The sequence below is a fragment of the Roseobacter sp. S87 genome (genome assembly GCF_055693285.1).
In genome coordinates this window covers 2,669,219-2,686,270 of the sequence record NZ_JBVFTR010000004.1, presented here as the reverse complement: position 1 = coordinate 2,686,270, position 17,052 = coordinate 2,669,219, and the positions used below count along the sequence as shown (strand labels likewise).

The following is a 17,052-nucleotide window of genomic DNA, read 5'->3' as shown; positions in this document are numbered from 1 at the left end:
CGGCAATTTAGCCATCCGTAACCAAATTATGCCCCAATTGCGCCCAGGTGCTGCACTGATTCGCAGTTAACGATTGATTCGATAGGGTGAAAGATGGTGAATATTTCCAAAAACCCAAGAAACGAGCAGTACAAGGAAACAGGTAATGTCTAAAATCGCGCTTGTTGACGACGACAGGAACATCCTGACGTCCGTTTCGATGACGCTTGAGGCCGAAGGTTTCGAGGTTGAGACTTACAACGACGGTCAGGCCGCGCTTGACGCGTTTAACAAAAAACTGCCGGACATGGCAGTTCTGGATATCAAGATGCCGCGGATGGACGGCATGGATCTGTTGCAGCGTTTGCGCCAGAAAACCGCGATGCCGGTGATCTTTCTGACGTCCAAGGACGACGAAATTGACGAGGTTCTGGGCCTGAGGATGGGCGCGGATGACTACGTCAAAAAGCCGTTTTCACAGCGCCTGCTGGTAGAACGTATCCGCGCACTTCTGCGGCGCCAGGATGCGGTTGCCGGCGACGTGGTTGCTGACAGCGAAGAAACCAAGGTGATGGAACGTGGTGACCTGCGGATGGATCCGCTGCGCCATGCTGTCAGCTGGAAGGGCAAGGACGTTTCTCTGACTGTGACGGAATTCCTGCTGCTTCAGGCGCTGGCTCAACGCCCGGGCTTTGTAAAGTCCCGCGACCAGCTGATGGATGTGGCTTACGACGATCAGGTCTATGTCGATGACCGCACGATCGACAGCCACATCAAGCGTCTTCGTAAGAAGATGCGGACGGCGGATGATGAGTTCTCGGCAATTGAGACACTGTACGGTATCGGCTACAGGTATAACGAAGAATAAGTAACCGTGGCCCTGGCCGAAAGGACTTTCGTGCGGGATATGACGCCCCCTCAACCGAGGGAAGAGGACCTCGTTCTCGGAGAAGACTGGGTCGCACCTGACAGTGCGGCCGGTAATGAGATGCGCGCCAGCCGGGAACGCCGGGGCCTGATGTCTCTGCGTACGTCGCCGCTCACGCGGAAGATCATCACATTCAACCTGATTGCCCTCAACATCCTTGTTGCGGGCATTCTTTATCTCAATTCTTCCCGTGACAGCCTAGCGCTTCAGCGAGCGGCATCGCTGGTGTCCGAAGCGGAGCTGATCGCTGACGTCGTTGAGGCCAGGTTGCCTGCCGGCGCGCCGGTCAGTCTCGCAACCGGTGACGGCATCGATGTAACGGACACATTATCCGGTCTCGACCTGCGCAGTGGCATCGAGGTGTTTGTTTTCGACCCGACCGAAAGGCTCGTGGCAAGTATCGAAGGCAAACTGGCTGCAGACGAAATCGCAGGTGGGATAGGGGGAAAAACTTTCCTGACGGACATACTGAGCTGGCTCTGGACGACCGTGTCAGAACCATTCAGCGAAACCGAAGAAGTAACCGTCGAACCGATGAAAGACCGGATCCGGCCGATTGTCGGCGAAACGCTGCGGGAGGGAACCCAGATCCGCGATGGACTTGATGTCGCCGGCGGGGTGCTGTTTACCGTGGCAACACCGGTTTTCCAGAACGGGGAACCGGTCGGTGTCGTTGCGGTCGCGACGGCCGCAGGTGAAATCGACAAACTGGTGCGGACAGAACGCGAGCGCGTTTTGCAGATGTTCGTGATCGCTACCGTTGTTTCGATCGGCCTGAGCCTTGTGCTGGCATCTACCATAGCCAACCCTCTTGCTGATCTTGCCGCTGCGGCTGAACTGGGCCGGGACAAGAACGCCCGGAAGATGAACCCCGGTCGCATCCGTATTCCTGATCTGACGGCGCGGCCCGATGAGATCGGTCGCCTGAGCGGTGCTTTGCGCGGTATGATCTCCGCGCTCTACAACAGAATTGATGGCAACGAACAGTTTGCGGCAGATGTGGCACACGAGATCAAGAACCCGCTCGCGTCACTCCGCTCCGCCGTCGGCACACTTCGTATGGTCAAACGCGAGGATCAGAGAGAAAAACTGCTTGATGTCATTGATCATGACGTCCGGCGGCTGGACCGACTGGTCAGTGATATCTCAAACGCTTCGCGGCTGGACAGTGAACTTGTGAAAGAAGAGGAAGAGCCCTTTGACGTTCTGAGCACGCTGACCAATCTGGGCCAGTATCTGGGCGAGGATGCACAGTCGCGTGGTATCGATTTCATCACCGACTTGCCGGACACGCCGATCACGGTACATGGCCTCGAAGCACGTTTGGCACAGGTATTCGTCAACCTGATCACAAACGCCATTTCTTTTTGTGAAGATGGTGACGCCATCCGGATCTGGGCCCGTAAAAAAGAGAACCGTGTGCTGATCGTCGTGGAGGATACTGGCCCGGGCATTCCTGACCAGGCGCTTTCCAAGATTTTCAAACGCTTTTACTCGCAGCGTCCGGACGAGCATTTTGGCAATAATTCCGGCCTGGGGCTGGCAATCTCCAAACAGATTGTTGAGGCGCATGGTGGCGTCATCTGGGCCGAAAACATTCGTCCCACAGAAGCAGACATCACATCGGATCCGCTGGGCGCGCGCTTTGTCGTGGGCCTGCCGATCTGAACCTTGGGGGCTGATCCGCTCATCGGTCACCCGCCGGGGTCTGAAACCCTGCATGCCAGTTCCGTTGTCGTTGATGACCGTGCGCTTTTGATATTGGGCGCTGCCGGCAGCGGAAAATCGGCGCTTGCCCTCCAGCTGATGGCGCTGGGTGCTGATCTCCTGGCAGATGACCGGACCATTATCACGCGAGAGGGCAAAGATCTTCTGGCATCCTGTCCGGAATCTATTTCGGGGATGATTGAAGCCCGTGGTGTTGGCATACTGAACGCCAGACCGGCTGCTGCCGGACGTGTCGGCGCAGTCGTCGATATGAACCGGATTGAATCCGACCGGCTGCCGCCTCCAAAGAATGTTACACTGCTCGGCGTGACACTGCCCTGTCTTCACAAAGTTGAAGCCAGCTATTTTCCTGCAGCAATTGTGCAATATCTCAGATGCGGCATCAGGGAGACATCATGAGACCGCAGGAAACACACGCGCGGCGCATTATCTTTGTGACGGGGCCGTCCGGCGCGGGCCGCTCCAGTGCGCTGAAAGTGCTGGAAGATGCAGGCTATGAGGCAATTGACAATCTGCCTCTGCGGTTGCTTGATACGCTGTTGGCAGGGCCGGAGAATGACAAGCCGATGGCGCTGGGCATTGATCCCCGGAACAGGGATTTTTCGACAACCAGAATTATTGACGATCTCGGCAGCCTCGCAGTCACACCCGGTGTCGCGGCGGAACTCCTTTATCTGGATTGTCAGCCCGATGTACTGCTGCGTCGCTATTCTGAAACACGCCGCCGGCATCCACTGTCCCCTGATGACCGGCCGGCCGCGGGCATACAGCGTGAACTGAATATCCTTCTGCCACTGCGCGCACGCGCAGATGTTCTGGTCGATACGACCAATCTGAACGTGCATCAGCTGCGTGCCGAAATCGAAAACTGGTTCGCGCCAGAGGGAGAGCACAGGCTGAGCGTTTCGGTACAGTCATTTTCTTACAAACGTGGTCTGCCACGCAGCGTGGATATGGTGTTTGACTGCCGGTTTCTGACGAATCCCTATTGGGTGGAAGAACTGCGCGCCCTCGATGGACGTGACCCACGGGTGGCTGACTATGTCTCCGGCGATGACCGCTTTGCCGGATTTGCTGAAAAAGTCGAGGATCTCGCGCTTCTCCTGCTGCCTGCTTATCGCGAAGAGGGAAAGTCACACCTTTCAATCGCCTTTGGGTGTACCGGTGGCCAGCACCGTTCTGTTGCAGTGGCTGAAAGGCTCGCCTTGCGCCTTGCGGAGGAGGGCTGGCAGGTGTCAATTAGACACCGTGAACTCGACCTGCGCAGAAAAAATGGTGAGGCCTGAACCCTTGATCGGTATTGTGATAGTCGCACATGGCGGACTCGCAGCGGAGTACCTTTCTGCGATTGAACATGTGGTTGGCAAGCAGACCGGCATCCGCGCAATAGCAATTCACGCCGATCACGACCGCAAGGCGAAGGAGCGTGAAATCTGTGCCGCCGCTGATGATGTGGATACTGGCTCTGGCGTCGTTGTTGTTACCGATCTCTATGGAGGTTCGCCTTCAAACCTCAGCCTTATGGCCTGCAAGCCCGGAAACAGGCGGATACTCTACGGTGCCAACCTGCCGATGCTGATCAAACTGGCGAAAAGCCGTCGCAAACCGGTGCCCGATGCGGTACGTGCCGCACTGGAAGCCGGCAAAAAATACATCGACAGCCAGAATATCAGCGTTGAATAAGGAGCCGGTTTGAGCATGATCCGTTGCACCGTCGAAATCGAAAACGAAAAGGGTCTTCATGCCCGGGCGTCCGCAAAACTCGTCGAAGTCGTCGAGGGGTTCGATGCCAGTGCCGAGGTTTCGAAGGATGGTATGACTGCATCAGGTGACAGTATTATGGGGCTTTTGATGTTGGCAGCTTCCCGCGGAACCTTTATTGACATTGAAACGACCGGGCCAGAGGCCGAAGCGCTTTCCCAGGCGCTGAAAGATCTGGTGTCGGGGAAATTCGGCGAAGAGGCCTGAGCGCGCGGTGCAGGGCCAGTAACAGACCGGGGGCCTGTCAGTGACGGACAGCTCACAAGAGATCAGTCAGGCGGAAAAACCCGCAAAGGCGGACTTTTCCAAGTATGACCGTCGCAGTCTTTCTTATGCGTCTACCTTCGATGACCCGCTGCAGTCTGCGGTGATCAAAGTGATCGAAGCCCTGACCGGCAAGCTGACAATTCTGCGCAAGGTTCAGGAATTTGAACGTCGCGGTGCACCTCAGGGCCAGGCCTTCTGGCGGGCCGCGCTGGATGTGATGGGAATTGAACTGCAGACGCCCCAGTACCAGCTGGATCGCTTCCCCAAAGAGGGGCCGGTGATTGTTGTATCAAACCATCCGCATGGCATGATCGACGGCATGATTTTTGCCGATCTGATCGGGCGGGTCCGGTCGGATTACCGGATTCTGACGCGTTCTCTGCTGACGGCGATCGATGAAGTGGCGGGCTCCTATATGATCCCGGTACCGTTTCCGCATGACGAAGACGCTCAGCGCAAAGGCGTCGAAATGCGGGCCAAAGCAATGTCGCATCTTGCTGATGGTGGTGTCGTCGCACTGTTTCCCTCCGGTTCAGTTGCGGCGTCTGAGACCTGGTTTGGCCCCGCTATTGAGGCTGAGTGGAATGTCTTTACGGCAAAACTGATCCGTCGGTCGGGCGCAACTGTCGTGCCGATCCGCTTTCCGGGTCAGAATTCGCGGGCCTATCAGATCGCGAACAGGATTTCGCCGATGCTGCGGCAGGGACTGTTGCTGCACGAAGTGGTGCACGCATTTGACAAGCCGCAGGCGCCTGTGGTGGGTCACCCGCTTGACCCGGAAACCGTAGAGAAATGGGCAGATGACCCGCGTGGCTTCATGGCGTGGCTGCGCGAGCACACGTTGTCCCTGAAGGACTGACGCTCAGCGCGTCGGGACCGGGACTTCCCCGCGATAGTCGTAAAACCCGCGCTGGGTTTTCCGGCCGAGCCATCCGGCTTCGACATACTTTGTCAGCAACGGGCAGGGGCGGTACTTGGTATCCGCAAGCCCGTCGTGAAGTACGTTCATGATGGCAAGGCATGTATCCAGACCAATAAAGTCCGCCAGTTCAAGCGGGCCCATCGGATGGTTCGCACCAAGTCGCAGAGAGCTGTCGATCGACTGAACGCTGCCAACACCCTCGTAAAGCGTATAAACCGCCTCGTTGATCATCGGCATCAGAATGCGGTTCACGATGAAGGCCGGAAAATCCTCGGCTGAGGCGGCGGTTTTGTTCAGACGCTCCACAACTTCTTTGCAGGCGCTGAACGTTGGTTCATCCGTCGCAATGCCGCGTATCAGCTCGACAAGCTGCATCACGGGCACAGGGTTCATAAAGTGAAACCCCATGAACTTTTCAGGCCTGTCTGTGCGGCTGGCCAGCCGCGTAATCGATATTGAGGATGTGTTGGACGTCAGGATCGTATGCGGCTGCAGGTGTGGGACGAGATCCTCAAAAATGGCCTGTTTGACGGTTTCACGCTCTGTGGCGGCCTCGATAATCAGATCCGTCTGCCCCAGATCGCTGAGCGTCGTGGTCGGCTTCACCCGCGAAAGTGCTGCTGCCTGTTCTTCCGGCGTGATTTTCCCACGCCCGACCTGGCGGTCCATATTGCCCGTCATCAGCACGACCGCTGCATCCAGCGCGTCCTGACTGATATCGTTGAGCAGGACATCGTATCCGGCGAGCGCCATTACATGAGCGATGCCATTACCCATCTGACCCGCACCGACAATACCAACTGATTTGATTTCCATGCGCCCAGCCTCTTGTTGACCTGCGCACTGTAAGGCCGGGGCGGGGGCACCCGCAAGGCTGCGCACCACGAATTATACAGGTCAAATTGGCGCTTTAAGAATTTTGAAGGGTTCCGGAGGCATAGAGGGATCGGGTGAATGAAAAGGTGGGTTATGACCTATGATGTGATGAGCACAGGGGCGCTTGATTATGCGCCCTGTTGCTATGGGAATTCAAAGCTTCTGTTCCGGGGGCCAAAGCGGCGTCTTGACGCGCCCTATGTTGCGTTCCTTGGAGGGACCGAAACCTACGGAAAGTTCATCAAAGCCCCGTTTCCGGCGCTGATCGAAAGTGGTCTGGGTGTGAACTGCGTGAATTTCGGCATTCCGAACGCGGGCATAGATGTTTTCGTCAATGATGCCGCACTGATTGATGCCGCCTGCGGGGCGAAACTGACGGTTGTCCAGGTTGTCGGCGCTCAAAATCTGTCAAACCGGTTTTATTCAGTGCACCCGAGACGGAATGACCGGTTCGTGACGGCCTCGCCGCTTCTGAAAATGGTTTTCCCTGAGGTGGACTTCGCGGAGTTTCATTTCAACCGGCACATGCTGAACTGTTTGCAGGAAACCAGCGAAGACCGTTTTTCGGTTGTGCGCGCCGAAGTGCAGGCCGCGTGGCTGGCCCGGATGCGCCTGTTGCTGCGCAAGGTGGATGGTCCGGTGGTTCTGGCCTGGGTTGCGGATCATGCGCCGATGACCGAAGAGCAGAGCGACAAAGCCTCTGCGCGGGGGCGTGACCCGCTTTTTGTTACGCGGGAAATGCTGGAGGAGATCCGCCCGGAACTGGCTGGCCTTGTCGAGGTGATTGCCACGCCGGAGGCAGTGGCGGCCGGGACGACGGGCATGGTTTTCAGCGAGCTGGAAGCGGTGGCCGCCAAGGAGATGCTGGGCCCACAGGCACATGGTGAAGTGGCACGGGCGATTGAACCGCTTCTGAACGAATTTGTCTGAAACGAAAAAGGCCGCCCGGAAACGAGCGGCCTTTCCTGTAGATTTGACCGGAACAGGTCAGATTTTCTCGATGAGTTCAGGAACTGCGGAAAACAGATCCGCCACGAGGCCGTAGTCTGCAACCTGGAAGATCGGCGCTTCTTCATCTTTGTTGATCGCAACGATGATTTTGCTGTCTTTCATGCCGGCAAGGTGCTGGATCGCACCGGAGATACCAACCGCGACATAAAGATCAGGGGCAACTACCTTGCCGGTCTGACCGACCTGCCAGTCGTTCGGTGCATAACCGGAGTCCACCGCAGCGCGCGATGCGCCGACAGCAGCACCGAGTTTGTCGGCCAGTTTCTCGATCAGTGCGAAGTCCTCTTCGGAGCCGACGCCACGACCACCGGAAACAACAACGCCTGCTGATGTAAGTTCGGGGCGGTCTGATTCCGCAACCTTGTCCTCGACCCATTCGCTCAGACCCGGGTTGGCCGCGGCACCGATGTTTTCAACGGCCGCGGATCCGCCTGTGCCCGCTGCATCAAAGGTGGAGCCACGGAAGGTGACGACCTTTTTCGCATCAGCAGACTTCACAGTCTGCATTGCGTTACCGGCATAAATCGGACGCTCGAAGGTGTCCGCATCCACCACCGCGGTCGCGTCAGAGATCACCATGACGTCCATCAGCGCTGCAACGCGCGGCATGATGTTTTTGGCGTCGGTCGTGGCTGGGGCCACAATGTGCGAATAGTCGCCGGACAGGGAAACGATAAGGTCCGCAACCGGCTCTGCAAGGCGTTTGCCATAGAGCGCATCTTCGGCGCAGAGCACTTTTGCCACGCCTTCAATGGTGGCTGCCTCAGCGGCCGCAGCAGCACAGGTGGCCCCTGTGGCCAGCACGGTTACATCGCCCAGAGCCTGAGCCGCTGTAACCGCCTTGGCTGTGGCGTCCATCGCCAGTTCGCCGTCGTTGATTTCTGCAAGGAGAAGAACAGCCATTACACAGCCCCCGCTTCTTTGAGTTTAGCCACAAGCTCTTCAACCGAGCCCACTTTGATACCGGCTGCACGCGCTTCCGGCTCGACCGTCTTCACGACTTCGAGGCGGGGGGCGACATCTACGCCGTAGTCAGCGGCGGTTTTCTCATCCAGCGGCTTCTTCTTGGCTTTCATGATGTTTGGCAGGGACGCATAGCGGGGCTCGTTGAGGCGCAGATCCACAGTGATCACTGTGGGCATACTGACCTTAACAGTTTGCAGACCACCGTCGACTTCGCGTGTGACGACGGCTTTGTCGCCCTCAACAGCAACCTCGGAGGCAAATGTCGCCTGGGACCAGCCCATCAGTGCCGACAGCATCTGGCCGGTGGCGTTCATGTCGTTGTCGATGGCCTGTTTGCCGCACAGGACCAGACCCGGCTGTTCCTCATCGACAATCGCTTTGAGGATTTTGGCAACTGCCAGCGGTTCGATGTCATTGTGCACGTCGTCTGCTGCAACAACCAGGATCGCGCGGTCTGCGCCCATCGCCAGAGCGGTGCGCAGGGTTTCCTGGCTTTGCTTGACGCCAACGGATACGGCGACCACTTCGTCGGCCTGACCTGCTTCTTTCAGGCGGATCGCCTGCTCGACCGAAATCTCGTCGAAAGGGTTCATCGACATTTTCACATTGGCAAGATCGACACCCGAACCGTCCGCTTTCACGCGCACTTTCACGTTGTAATCGATCACGCGTTTGACAGGTACCAGAACCTTCATTGGCGCATCTCTCCTTGGTTGCGACTCACACCCCCGTGCGAGTTCCTCGTTTTCTGAACGGTGGTTTACCCGCGACAGGGCAGCGGAAACAGTGCAAAATCGTCGCGTTCCGGCACAGGAACGCCGCGTTTTTTGTGAAATTCGGATTTCGGAGCAAAGTTTCCGATGCGCTACGCGCACCGGAAGGTTTCAGCGGTTTGCGCCCGGCACCCAGAGCACATCGTCTTTGCCGCCGTTGTTGGCCGTACGGGCCGCGACAAAGAACCAGTCGCTGAGACGGTTGAGGTATTTCACTGCTGCCGGATTGATCGCTTCCATCGTGGCCAGCTCGACACAGAGACGCTCGGCGCGACGGGACACCGTGCGGCAGACATGCAGGTGTGCTGCCAGAACAGAGCCGCCGGGCAGGATGAAGCTGCGCAGCGCTTCGAGATCCGCGTTCATAGCATCGATCTCGCTTTCAAGTCTTTCGACCTGGGCATCCACCACACGCAGGGGGGATATTCAGCCTCTGCATCGAGCTCCATATCGGGCCGGCACAGGTCTGCGCCGATGTCGAACAGGTCATTCTGAATGCGGCTCAGCGCTTTGTCGAGATCGCCAGTGGCTTCGAGCCGTGCGACGCCTACAAAGGAATTCAGCTCATCGGAGGTCCCGTACGCCGTCACCCGAAGTGAGTGTTTCGCCACGCGTGCGCCATTGCCCAGTGCGGTTTCGCCGGCGTCGCCGGTCTTGGTGTAAATTTTGTTCAGAACGACCATTCCCGGTCAGTCTCCTCAGTTGCGGAAGTAAACGTATATAAGGATCAGCAGGACGGCGATGAACTGTGCGCCGATACGCCAGCGCATCAGTTTGTTCGAGTTCTCCCGGTTGAATTTTCCGCCGCCTGCGAATCCGCCCAGCCCGAACATCAGGATGACGACGACGGCGAGACAGGCGATGACGACAAGTATGAATAGCGGGTCCACAGCAGATGTCCTTTTCTGGTTCGGCTTGCATGTAGGTGGCGCGGCGCGAAAGGCGAGGCCGGTGCGACGGGTAATCGCGGTTTCAGGTGCGTGACAAGACCCAGTCGAGCGCGCGGGTTGGCAGAATGCGGCGCAGTGTTCCCATGATATAGGTTGGGGTAGTCACGTAATAGCGCGGTTTCGGGCGCGGTGCGGTGAGTGCATGGCGCAGTTTTTCGACAACAGCTTCGGCTGGCAACTCGAATTTGTCAGGCCCGGTGCTGTGATAAAGGCGCTTGCGCAGCTTGTTTTCATAGTCATCCCGCCGCGCCGAGTTCTGCCAGTCGATCCAGCGCTCGAAATGGGGGATGGAGTTTTCGCGGATCTTTGACGTGACTGGCCCGGGTTCAATCAGGACAAAATGCAGACCCGTATCGCGCATTTCGATCCGCATCGTGTCGGTGAGGCCTTCAAGAGCGAACTTCGTGGCATTGTATGCGCCGCGCCAGGGGAGCGTGATGAAGCCAAGGACGGACGAGCACTGAATGATACGCCCGTGACCCTGCCTGCGCATTACAGGGATCAGCGCGCGGGTCAGCTCATGCCAGCCAAAAAAGTTTGCCTCAAAGATCGCGCGCAGGGCGTCCGTTGGCAGATCTTCGACCGCTCCGGGCGTGCCGTGTGCGCCATTGTTGAACAGCGCGTCAAGCGTGCCCCCTGTTGCATCCAGGACTTCCTTCAGACCGGCGGCGATCGTTGTGCTGTCCGTGTAGTCAATCAGCGGGCTTTCAAAACCTTCGGCTTTCAGCCTGTCGCAGTCTTCCTGTTTCCGGCAGGACGCAAAGACGCGCCAGCCATCATTGTGCAAGCCCGTCGCCGCTGCGTATCCGATACCCGAAGAACACCCGGTAATGAGAATCGATTTCTGCATGCTGGCCCCCTTTGGTCACCCGCAGGAAATGCCCGTTCGGGCTGAGCAGTGCAATGCCGTCAGTCGTTGAGCAGGAAATCCGCCATCCATCCCGGCGGGCTGCCATCGATCGGGCGCAGCTGCACCCATCCGGCACCGTTGTCGGCGATAATCTCGACCATGGCATCGCGCCGCAGCTGATTGACGACTTTGTAACCTGTGCCCGGACCACCGCGTACATTCACCAGATTGCCAGCAACGGTGCGGACATCGGGTGCAGGCTCGGCGTCTGCCGAAGATGACGTGTTGCCGGGGAAAATCAGGCTTTCAATGGTGCCATCATCAGACGTTCCGCTGGGGGCGGCATCCAAAGAAAGACCGCGCGCAATAACAGGCGTCACAACGGCTTCGTCAGAGGCCGGGGCGAGTTTCTGCTCTGCTTCAAGCACGGGCTCCGGGGCAATGGCAGAGGTCGCGACATCCTCAAAGGAGGTGAGGTTCAGCGCCGCGCGTGTCACAGTAACGCCCGTGTTCGCCTGGGCTGCACGAACCGGTTGAGGTTTCGGCTGCGCGGGGAGTTCGGCAACTGTCACAGGCGCTGGTGTTCTGTCGGCCGCGTCCTGTATCCGCTGCAGAACGGCAGCTTCGCGGGCCTTCGCCGGATCGAACGCGGCACCACCGCTCAGCTCGTAAAAGCCGAGGGTCAGAAATCCAAGTACAAGAACAATAAACAACTTCATAATGTAACATCCCACTCCCTGAGGCTTCGGATCCTAGCACATCGTCAGCCGTGAAGGTTCCTATCAGACCGATTTTTTTTCCGGGAGTGGGAAAAACGCGGAAAAAACATCAAGCGTGCTGTGTTGCACTCATGTAACGACGCGCACGATATGCCGCTTGTCGCCCCTCAGGAGGCTCGTTACACAAGGGCAATGGCTGACGATACTGATACCTCCGAGCCGGTCTCCAGGGACCTTTCAGAACCGCTGCGCCGGGCGCTGGGCGAGCGCTATCTGACGTATGCGCTGAGCACGATTATGCACCGCGCGCTGCCGGATGCGCGCGATGGGCTGAAACCGGTTCACCGCCGTATCCTGTATGCGATGCGCGAGCTGCGGTTGTCTTCGACCGGGGGATTCCGCAAGTCAGCGAAGATTTCTGGCGACGTGATGGGGAACTACCATCCGCACGGGGACGCTGCGATCTATGACGCGATGGCGCGTCTCGCGCAGGACTTCAACGTGCGCTATCCGCTCGTGGACGGACAGGGCAACTTTGGCAACATCGACGGCGACAACCCTGCCGCCAGCCGGTACACCGAGGCGCGCATGACGGCTGTGGCCGAGGCGTTGCTCGAAGGGCTGAACGAAAACGCGGTCGATTTTCGCGAAAACTATGACGGAACGCTGACTGAGCCCGTCGTGTTGCCAGCCCAGTTTCCAAATCTGCTAGCCAACGGTGCATCGGGAATTGCGGTTGGCATGGCGACCAACATCCCGCCGCACAACATCGCAGAGCTTTGCGATGCCTGCATTCATCTGATCAGAACACCGGATGCGCGCGACGATACGCTGTTGAATTATGTGCCCGGACCCGATTTCCCGACTGGTGGGGTGATCGTTGAACCGCCGGAAAATATCGCGACCGCGTACCGCACGGGCCGTGGGTCATTCCGGTTGCGGTGCCGGTGGGAAGTAGAGGATCTGGGCCGCGGTCAGTGGCAGATCGTTGTCACCGAGATCCCGTACCAGGTCCAGAAATCGAAACTGATCGAAAAGATCGCTGAAGTCATCCAGACCAAGAAAATCCCGATCCTGGCGGATGTCCGCGACGAAAGTGCAGATGACATCCGGATGATTCTGGAGCCCCGCTCCAAGAATGTGGATCCTGAAGTTCTGATGGGCATGCTGTTCCGGAATTCCGATCTGGAAGTACGGTTTTCGCTCAACATGAACGTCCTGATTGACGGTGTGACGCCCAAAGTCTGCTCGATGAAAGAGGTGTTGCGCGCTTTCCTTGATCACCGGCGGGAAGTTCTGATCCGGCGCTCGACGCACCGGATGGAAAAAATCGATCACCGTCTGGAAGTGCTCGAAGGCTTTGTGATCGCCTTCCTGAACCTCGACCGTGTGATTGACATTATCCGCTATGATAATGACCCGAAGGCGGCTCTGATGCGCGAAGACTGGGGCAGGACCCATGTCCGGGCGCAGGACGAGGCGGACTATGTGTCGCCGCCGCCGGGCGAGGGCGAGCTGAGTGAGCTGCAGGCTGAGGCCATCCTGAACATGAGGCTGCGCTCGCTGCGCCGCCTCGAAGAGATGGAACTGCTGCGCGAGCAGGAAGCGCTGATGGAAGAGCGCGCGGGTCTTGAGGATCTTCTCGAGAACCCGTCACTGCAGTGGGACAGCATTGCGGCTCAGCTGCGCGAAACCAAAAAGCAGTTCGGCAAGGACTGGGAAGGCGGCGCCCGCCGGACCGGATTTGCCGAAGCGGGCGAGGTCGAAGACGTCCCGATTGAGGCAATGATCGACCGCGAGCCGATCACCGTTGTCTGTTCTCAGATGGGCTGGGTTCGCGCGATGACCGGACACATCGATCTGAACCGCGAGCTTAAATTCAAAGACGGCGATGGTCCCCGTTTCATATTTCATGCGGAAACCACAGACAGGCTGCTCGTTTTTGGCAGCAACGGCCGGTTCTACACCGTCTCAGCCTCCAACCTGCCCGGCGGGCGGGGCATGGGCGAGCCGCTGCGTCTGATGGTCGACCTGCCGAATGAGGCGGACATCGTGACGATTCTCACCCACAGCCCAGATCGCAGGCTTCTGGTGGCCTCCAGCGCCGGCGACGGTTTTGTTGTTCCGGAAAACGACGTGATCGCGCAGACCCGCAATGGCAAGCAGGTGCTGAACGTCCGCGGGGACACCCGCGCGCTGGTGTGCAGACCGGTCAGCGGAAACAGCGTTGCCGTAGTCGGTGAAAACCGCAAAGTTCTTGTCTTTGACCTCGGCGAACTGCCCGAAATGGGACGTGGCAAAGGTGTGCGGCTGCAAAAATACAAAGACGGGGGGCTGTCGGATGCGACGACCTTTGACCGCGAAGAAGGCCTCAGCTGGCTGGATCCGGCGGGCCGCACCCGGACTGAGACCGATCTGGCAGAATGGACGGGCAAGCGGGCCAGTGCCGGACGCATGGCACCACGCGGTTTCCCGAGAGATAACCGTTTCACCTGACTGTCCCTTACTGTTCCCGCGCCGCACCGGCATATGAACGCGGATCGTCCCGCGTCACAGGCGGGGTGCATTGCACTGGACCATGCCATGCGCTAGCACTTGATCAGGCAGGAAAAGAGGGCAGGTCATGATCAGAAAAGCAGTCTGGCTGCTGGGCGCGGTAACGCTTTCAGCATGTGTCAACAGTTCGGATATCAATGAGCCGCCTGTGCCATTGGGAGACTTCAGCCTTGGGCACAACGTCGTGGTCGCGCCCAAGGTCGCAAAGGGCCCGGCAAGTCGCGAGGTTCCAGTTGATGAACTGACCGCTTCGATACAGTCGGCGATTGCTGAGAGATTTGACCGGTATGATGGCCCCAAGGACTATCATTTCGGCCTGAGCGTTGAAGCCTATGTGCTCGCACAGCCCGGTATCCCGGTCCTGCTCTCACCAAAATCAGCGATGATCGTGCAGCTGACTGTCTGGGACGATGCGCTGGGATCAAAGCTCAATACCGAACCTGAACAGATTACCGTACTCGAAGAGCTGTCTGGCCAGAATGTGTTTGGCTCCGGGCTTCTGAAAACCGGCGATCAGCAGCTCGAAGAGATGTCCCGCAGCGTCGCCAAGGCGATTGAAAATTATCTGCTGGCGCAGAAAGCCGAGTACGGCTGGTTCACCGAAAATGCGGTGACAGACACCGGCGAGGAGGAAGAACCGGCGGAGCGCTGAGCAACAGTGCACGTCGTGCTTGATTTTCCTCTCAGATGCCAATACATGCCGCGCCATGTGAACGACTGGGTCGCGGACGTGACCCCTCAGAAAAAAGGGCGCCACACTCATGGCAAAGGCAAAGTTTGAACGGACGAAACCGCACGTAAACATCGGCACGATTGGTCACGTTGACCACGGCAAGACGACGCTGACGGCTGCGATCACGAAGTATTTCGGCGATTTCCAGGCGTACGACCAGATTGACGGCGCGCCCGAAGAGAAAGCCCGCGGGATCACCATTTCGACGGCGCACGTTGAGTATGAGACGGAGAACCGTCACTACGCGCACGTGGACTGCCCGGGTCACGCGGACTACGTGAAGAACATGATCACCGGTGCGGCGCAGATGGACGGCGCGATCCTGGTTGTGAACGCAGCGGACGGCCCGATGCCGCAGACGCGCGAGCACATCCTGCTGGGCCGTCAGGTCGGCATCCCGCAGATCGTTGTTTACATGAACAAGGTTGACCAGGTTGACGACGAAGAGCTGCTGGAGCTGGTGGAAATGGAAATCCGCGAGCTGCTGTCCTCTTACGAGTACCCGGGCGACGACATTCCGGTGATCCCGGGTTCCGCGCTGGCGGCGATGGAAGGCAACAACCCTGAGATCGGTGAAGAGTCGATCAAAAAGCTGATGGCAGCTGTGGATGATTACATCCCGACGCCTGAGCGTGCGGTTGACCAGCCGTTCCTGATGCCGGTTGAGGACGTGTTCTCGATCTCCGGCCGTGGTACTGTTGTGACCGGTCGTGTTGAGCGTGGCGTGATCAACGTGGGCGACGAAATTGAAATCGTTGGTATCCGCGACACCAAAAAGACCACCTGCACAGGTGTTGAGATGTTCCGCAAGCTGCTGGACCGTGGTGAAGCGGGCGACAACATCGGCGCACTGCTGCGCGGCATCGACCGTGACGGCGTTGAGCGTGGTCAGGTTCTGTGCAAGCCGGGTTCCGTGACGCCGCACACCAAGTTTGAGGCGGAAGCCTATATCCTGACCAAGGAAGAGGGTGGCCGTCACACGCCGTTCTTCGCGAACTACCGTCCGCAGTTCTACTTCCGGACCACCGACGTGACCGGCACGGTTCAGCTGGGCGAAGGCACCGAGATGGTCATGCCGGGCGACAACGTTTCCTTTGGCGTTGAGCTGATCGCGCCGATCGCGATGGAAAACGGTCTGCGCTTTGCGATCCGCGAAGGCGGCCGCACCGTTGGCGCGGGCGTTGTGTCCAAGATCACGGAGTGATCCACGGACGCGCAAAGAAAAGCGTGTCCAGGATCACAGAATAACCCTGTGTGCGCGGCAGGGTCTCTGCCGTGTCAGAACTGACAAGCGGCACCCGGTATCCCCGGGTGCCGTTTTTTGTGCGGGGGGAAAGAGGCCACCGGTTTGATCCGATGGCCCCGAATTTCAGGAACCGCGGCAGGCGGCGCTGATCAGTAGCGGGTTACGTTGGGAGGAGACATAAACTGCACCTGATCCGTTGCGCCGATTTCCTGACCGGACAGGGGGTAATAGCCGGTATCAGCACAACCCATCAGAAGTGTGGACAGTGCGGTGATGATGGCGGTTGTTCTGAATGTCATAGCGGCATTTCCCTTATCCGTTTGTGAAAAATGAACCAGTTTACTCATTAGCGAACTTTAAGGTTTTCAGTCTCAACCGGTGTGTTACGTCCGGTATGACAACACTGTGCACCGGCGCCGGAACCGATTCCGTAATGCAGTTCACACAGGCAGAAATTTTTTCGCAGGACGTAAAATGAAAGCCCGGAACGTCCGCCAGCGCCGCGGACGTTATGGCTGCTGACTACGCTTTTTCTTAACCGCCTGCGCGATCCCTCTTGAACAAGGGATGGAATCCTAATAGGCCACTCCGCGGTACAGGGGTTTAGCTCAGTTGGTAGAGCATCGGTCTCCAAAACCGAGGGTCGTGGGTTCGAGTCCCTCAGCCCCTGCCACCTCCAGCGACATCGCGATGAATATCACCGCTCCGGCAGGAGCCGTTGACGTTTTCCGGCCATCCTGGCGCCCTTCTTTTGCCCGATATGTGTCTGACCCTGTATTTGGGGGCG

General features: G+C 58.2%; 18 protein-coding genes, 1 tRNA gene and 1 pseudogene. 12 read left to right on the top strand and 8 right to left on the bottom strand.

Translation table 11 applies throughout. The features are described 5' to 3' along the window. Positions 1–145: 145 nt before the first annotated feature. Genes ACZ1HA_RS14045 through ACZ1HA_RS14015 form a run of 7 tightly spaced genes read left to right on the top strand, consistent with a single transcriptional unit; the run spans position 146 to position 5,522 of the window. Positions 146–847 (top strand): response regulator transcription factor, encoded by a 702-nt coding sequence (locus tag ACZ1HA_RS14045; protein WP_195819692.1) that lies wholly within the window; start codon positions 146–148, stop codon positions 845–847. A gap of 39 nt (positions 848–886) precedes the next feature. Then, positions 887–2,575 (top strand): sensor histidine kinase, encoded by a 1,689-nt coding sequence (locus ACZ1HA_RS14040; RefSeq protein ID WP_472714311.1) that lies wholly within the window; start codon positions 887–889, stop codon positions 2,573–2,575. 3 nt (positions 2,576–2,578) lie between these two features. After that, on the top strand, positions 2,579–3,034 hold the full coding sequence (locus ACZ1HA_RS14035) for an HPr kinase/phosphorylase (RefSeq protein WP_472714310.1): 456 nt from the start codon (positions 2,579–2,581) through the stop codon (positions 3,032–3,034). Then, entirely contained in the window at positions 3,028–3,921 is an 894-nt protein-coding gene (gene rapZ / locus ACZ1HA_RS14030) for an RNase adapter RapZ (RefSeq protein WP_472715332.1), read from the top strand. Before ACZ1HA_RS14035 ends, rapZ begins: the two co-directional genes overlap by 7 nt. A gap of 4 nt (positions 3,922–3,925) precedes the next feature. After that, a complete protein-coding gene (locus ACZ1HA_RS14025; RefSeq protein ID WP_472714309.1) occupies positions 3,926–4,318 on the top strand; it encodes a PTS sugar transporter subunit IIA in 393 nt (130 codons plus the stop codon). Between the two features lie 15 nt (positions 4,319–4,333). Next, a complete protein-coding gene (locus ACZ1HA_RS14020) occupies positions 4,334–4,603 on the top strand; it encodes an HPr family phosphocarrier protein (protein WP_472715331.1) in 270 nt (89 codons plus the stop codon). 40 nt (positions 4,604–4,643) lie between these two features. After that, positions 4,644–5,522 (top strand): lysophospholipid acyltransferase family protein, encoded by an 879-nt coding sequence (locus ACZ1HA_RS14015; protein ID WP_472714308.1) that lies wholly within the window; start codon positions 4,644–4,646, stop codon positions 5,520–5,522. A gap of 3 nt (positions 5,523–5,525) precedes the next feature. Here ACZ1HA_RS14015 and ACZ1HA_RS14010 read toward each other — a convergent pair whose 3' ends face one another. Then, positions 5,526–6,401 (bottom strand): 3-hydroxybutyryl-CoA dehydrogenase, encoded by an 876-nt coding sequence (locus ACZ1HA_RS14010; protein WP_375229958.1) that lies wholly within the window; start codon positions 6,399–6,401, stop codon positions 5,526–5,528. Positions 6,402–6,539: 138 nt separating this feature from the next. On the opposite strand from ACZ1HA_RS14010, the gene ACZ1HA_RS14005 reads away from it, so the two are divergent. Beyond that, positions 6,540–7,391 (top strand): DUF6473 family protein, encoded by an 852-nt coding sequence (locus tag ACZ1HA_RS14005; protein ID WP_375229959.1) that lies wholly within the window; start codon positions 6,540–6,542, stop codon positions 7,389–7,391. 57 nt (positions 7,392–7,448) lie between these two features. Here ACZ1HA_RS14005 and ACZ1HA_RS14000 read toward each other — a convergent pair whose 3' ends face one another. The 6 genes and pseudogenes from ACZ1HA_RS14000 to ACZ1HA_RS13975 all read right to left on the bottom strand — a co-directional run bounded on the left by ACZ1HA_RS14000 (position 7,449) and on the right by ACZ1HA_RS13975 (position 11,730). Continuing rightward, entirely contained in the window at positions 7,449–8,375 is a 927-nt protein-coding gene (locus ACZ1HA_RS14000) for an electron transfer flavoprotein subunit alpha/FixB family protein (protein ID WP_375229960.1), read from the bottom strand. Next, a complete protein-coding gene (locus ACZ1HA_RS13995) occupies positions 8,375–9,133 on the bottom strand; it encodes an electron transfer flavoprotein subunit beta/FixA family protein (RefSeq protein ID WP_472714307.1) in 759 nt (252 codons plus the stop codon). The genes ACZ1HA_RS14000 and ACZ1HA_RS13995 overlap by 1 nt, the downstream gene beginning before the upstream one ends. Before the next feature lie 189 nt (positions 9,134–9,322). Next, a pseudogene (locus ACZ1HA_RS13990) lies at positions 9,323–9,894 on the bottom strand (cob(I)yrinic acid a,c-diamide adenosyltransferase). A 15-nt stretch (positions 9,895–9,909) separates the two neighbouring features. Continuing rightward, positions 9,910–10,101 (bottom strand): twin transmembrane helix small protein, encoded by a 192-nt coding sequence (locus ACZ1HA_RS13985; RefSeq protein ID WP_375229962.1) that lies wholly within the window; start codon positions 10,099–10,101, stop codon positions 9,910–9,912. Between the two features lie 82 nt (positions 10,102–10,183). Next, positions 10,184–11,011: an SDR family oxidoreductase gene (locus ACZ1HA_RS13980; protein WP_472714306.1), complete on the bottom strand. Its 828-nt coding sequence runs from the start codon at positions 11,009–11,011 to the stop codon at positions 10,184–10,186. 59 nt (positions 11,012–11,070) lie between these two features. Then, positions 11,071–11,730 (bottom strand): SH3 domain-containing protein, encoded by a 660-nt coding sequence (locus ACZ1HA_RS13975; protein ID WP_472714305.1) that lies wholly within the window; start codon positions 11,728–11,730, stop codon positions 11,071–11,073. 192 nt (positions 11,731–11,922) lie between these two features. On the opposite strand from ACZ1HA_RS13975, the gene ACZ1HA_RS13970 reads away from it, so the two are divergent. The 3 genes from ACZ1HA_RS13970 to tuf all read left to right on the top strand — a co-directional run bounded on the left by ACZ1HA_RS13970 (position 11,923) and on the right by tuf (position 16,223). Continuing rightward, the gene (locus ACZ1HA_RS13970; RefSeq protein WP_472714304.1) at positions 11,923–14,226 is read left to right on the top strand and encodes a DNA topoisomerase IV subunit A; all 2,304 of its coding nucleotides are present in this window, start codon (positions 11,923–11,925) and stop codon (positions 14,224–14,226) included. Between the two features lie 127 nt (positions 14,227–14,353). After that, positions 14,354–14,938 (top strand): hypothetical protein, encoded by a 585-nt coding sequence (locus ACZ1HA_RS13965; protein ID WP_472714303.1) that lies wholly within the window; start codon positions 14,354–14,356, stop codon positions 14,936–14,938. Between the two features lie 109 nt (positions 14,939–15,047). Then, positions 15,048–16,223, top strand: a complete 1,176-nt coding sequence (gene tuf, locus ACZ1HA_RS13960; RefSeq protein ID WP_375229968.1) for an elongation factor Tu — start codon at positions 15,048–15,050, stop codon at positions 16,221–16,223. A 191-nt stretch (positions 16,224–16,414) separates the two neighbouring features. On the opposite strand, the gene ACZ1HA_RS13955 is transcribed toward tuf, so the two are convergent. Continuing rightward, positions 16,415–16,564 (bottom strand): hypothetical protein, encoded by a 150-nt coding sequence (locus ACZ1HA_RS13955; protein WP_375229969.1) that lies wholly within the window; start codon positions 16,562–16,564, stop codon positions 16,415–16,417. A gap of 298 nt (positions 16,565–16,862) precedes the next feature. Here ACZ1HA_RS13955 and ACZ1HA_RS13950 point away from each other — a divergent pair. Beyond that, positions 16,863–16,938 (top strand) — tRNA-Trp (locus ACZ1HA_RS13950). Positions 16,939–17,052 lie beyond the last annotated feature (114 nt).